General features: G+C 36.3%; 4 protein-coding genes. 3 read left to right on the top strand and 1 reads right to left on the bottom strand.

Annotation, left to right across the window (positions count from 1 at the left end; genetic code table 11):
• Positions 1-70: 70 nt before the first annotated feature.
• Together GSY74_RS10995 and GSY74_RS02435 are read left to right on the top strand one after the other, a co-directional pair.
• Entirely contained in the window at positions 71-184 is a 114-nt protein-coding gene (locus tag GSY74_RS10995) for a DUF5718 family protein (RefSeq protein ID WP_370518762.1), read from the top strand.
• Positions 185-370: 186 nt separating this feature from the next.
• A complete protein-coding gene (locus GSY74_RS02435) occupies positions 371-1,333 on the top strand; it encodes a hypothetical protein (protein ID WP_164663525.1) in 963 nt (320 codons plus the stop codon).
• Between the two features lie 17 nt (positions 1,334-1,350).
• Here GSY74_RS02435 and dnaJ read toward each other — a convergent pair whose 3' ends face one another.
• Positions 1,351-2,484: a molecular chaperone DnaJ gene (gene dnaJ / locus GSY74_RS02430; RefSeq protein WP_164663524.1), complete on the bottom strand. Its 1,134-nt coding sequence runs from the start codon at positions 2,482-2,484 to the stop codon at positions 1,351-1,353.
• Positions 2,485-2,577: 93 nt separating this feature from the next.
• On the opposite strand from dnaJ, the gene GSY74_RS02425 reads away from it, so the two are divergent.
• Positions 2,578-2,868, top strand: coding sequence for a Dabb family protein (locus tag GSY74_RS02425; RefSeq protein WP_164663523.1), 291 nt, complete (start codon positions 2,578-2,580; stop codon positions 2,866-2,868).
• The last annotated feature ends 190 nt before the right edge of the window (positions 2,869-3,058 follow it).

Here is a 3,058-nt window from a genome sequence, read left to right as displayed (position 1 = left end):
GGTTGCAGGCAACTTTGCATATCATTTAGAACAAGCAGGTGAGCTTGAGGTATACTAGCTCACAGAGGCTATTATCTCTATAGGTGCTACGGCTTATGCAGAGTTTGGAGAGAAAAACTATCTAAGAGCTGGTGATGATATATTAGAGTTGTATACGATTCTACCCAAGCCAAAGGTGACATAGAGCCTTCGAATGGCAAAGTTATCTTGCATCAGTCTGTTAAATAGAATTTTCTGATAAAATGAAGTTTAACTAGACTTCTTGTAAAATTCATTTGGAATCGGAGGCTTTAGCCCCGAACATAACAAGGCTAAAGCCATCGGTTCCTAGTTTTGCAATAAATCTACTATAGAAAGTAAAAGGGTTTTTGTGAAATATCTAATATATATATCGGTACTGTTTTTTATTGTCGCTTGTGGAGAGCAGAGTTTTAAAGAGGTTGATATAAGGCTTTTGAATAGTAAAGAGAGTAGTGAATCTAAAGAGCAGTTGATAGTTGAAAATAATATATCTAAGCCTATAGAGAAAGTTATAAAAGATACAAATCTCTCTCAAAGTATTAAAGAGGAGAGTAATCTATCCAGAGTGGTAGCAGTAAATTCTCAAAAGAGTAAGGATTTGAATAGTTACACAGAGATCAACGACTCAATATCCGTGCTAGTCGTGGAGAATAGTAGCAAAAGTGAAGAGCTTCAACTAGCTGAATTGGAAGCAAAAATGAGAGCAGAAACTTTGGCTATGCAGTCAAAATATGATATATCATTGAAAAAACTTGAAACAGACAATACAAAGGTACTCAAAGAGAAAGAGGTCGCCTTAGCCAAATTGGAGAGTGATAAGGAGATAGCAAAAGATAAAGAGCTAAACAGAAAAGAGCTATCTATCTTGGAACTAGAGAGCAGAGAGAAGATGGCTTTGGCAAAATTGGAGAGTCAAAAGAGTCTCTCACAAGGTCAAAAAGAGTTGGATAGCACAGAGTTCTCAAATAACAGAGAGATAGCTCTAGCTAAACTAAATAATCAAAAAGAGTTAGTTGACAAAAATATAGCTTTTTATAAGATGATTGCTATGATGGTTGTTGGGTTAGTGGTATTGGCTCTATTGATTATATACTTTATAAATCGTAGAAAGAGAAAAAATGAGCTAAAGATACATGAAGATGAGCTTCGTCACAAAGAGTATATGGAGGCTAGTCGGCAGCACAATGAACATATTGGTAAGATGCTTGATGTTATCACCGATGCCAATGCTGATAAAGGTGTCAAAAAAGAGATTGTAAGACTATTAAAAGACCAAGGTAAAAAAGGAAATTTAATAGAACACAAGAGGTAGAGAGTGGTAACTATTCTCTACTTTTTAAACCACCCTTTGACCCTCTTGAACGCATCTTCAAAGCTATTATTGTGAGGTGTACTTTCGACTCCAAAGCTCTCTTGAAGTTTATTGAGTAGCTCTTTTTGTTCATCTTTTAATTTTGTAGGGTAGATGACTTTTATCTGTGCTATTAGTTTTCCCTTTTGCCCTGTATGCACATCTGCTACCCCTTCATTACGGAAGATAAACTGCTCTTTATCTTTTGTTCCTATCTTTAGGTTAAGCTCTAGCTCTCCATCTAGTGATGGTATCTTGATACTATCTCCAATGGCTGCTTGGGTAAAAAATACAGGAACTTCAATATAGATATTTGACCCTTCCCTAACAAAATGTTCATCCTCTTGGACATTAAAAGTAAGATATAGGTCACCTCGCTGTCCATTTTTTGCTTGGTTCCCGTAACCTTGAGCTCTAAGACGATTCCCCGAGTCTACACCAGCAGGGATATTGATGGTGATGGTATCTGGCTCTTCATGGTATCCTCTACCTGAACATGACCTACAAGAGCTTGTCGCTTTTCGTCCTTGACCTTTACACTTTGGACATGGCTGTGCAAATGACATAAAGCCCTGCTTCATAACCACTTGACCTTGACCATTACAGTAGTCACAACTATCTAGTTTTCCACCATCTGCACCTGTACCTTTGCAGTCATCACATGAGACTTTGTACTTTATATCTATCTTCTTCTCTACTCCAAAGATAGCTTCGTTGAATTTTAGTGGATACTCAACCTCAAAATCTAGATTATACTTCTGGTCAGGCTCTCCTCTTCTGCGACCCCCACCAAAGCCTCCACCACCAGCTCCACCAAACATAGAGTTGAAGATGTCCATAATATCATCCATATTTTGGTGACCACCAAAGCCACCTCCACCCTGTCTATCTAGTCCAGCTTTTCCATGTTGGTCATAGATGGCTCTTTTGTTATCATCACTTAATACTTGATACGCTTCATTGATTACTTTGAACTTCTCTTCTGCCTCGTCATCACCTTGATTTCTGTCTGGATGATACTTCATTGCAAGTTTTCGATAGGATTTTTTTAGTTCTGTTCCTGAACAGTCTCGACTAACCTCCAAAGCTTCATAGTAGCAAAGTTCACTCATATCTTATCTCCAAATATTTAAATTGGGCGAATTCTACCATATTTTTGATATAATTTCGGATAATTTAAGAATTGAAACTAATGGAGTGAAATAATGGTGAAACATATAGTAATGTTTGATTTTAAAGATGAGAACAAGCAAGAGAATATAGCTAAAGCAAAAGAGATGTTAGAGGCTTTAGAAGATACTGTTCCATCTTTAAATAGTATGGAAGTTGGCATTAACTTTTCAGAAGAAGCAAGAGCAATGGATTTGAGTATCTATACAGAGTTTGATGATAAGGCAGGACTTGAAGCGTATGCTATCCACTCTGAACATCTAAAAGTAGTAGAGTTTATTAAAACGGTAGTAATTGGTTCGAAAGTATCTGATTATATTATATGAAAAACAGAAGATAGAAGCGTGTGAAAATCTAGTCAAATAGCCTATTTTCTAAAAATTTCAAATTATTCAAAACGCCATCTTTAAGAGACGATTGTCTCATCCCACATTAAATACCAATTTAGCCCTCATCTGTGGGTTTATTGAGTAGTACTTTTTTTATATTAATTTCCGAATTATTTAAATTTATACT

The sequence above is a fragment of the Sulfurovum sp. bin170 genome (assembly GCF_010892395.1).
GTDB lineage: Bacteria > Campylobacterota > Campylobacteria > Campylobacterales > Sulfurovaceae > UBA1140.
The sequence above is the reverse complement of the archived record's forward strand: the minus strand, read 5'-3'. Positions and strand labels throughout refer to the sequence as shown.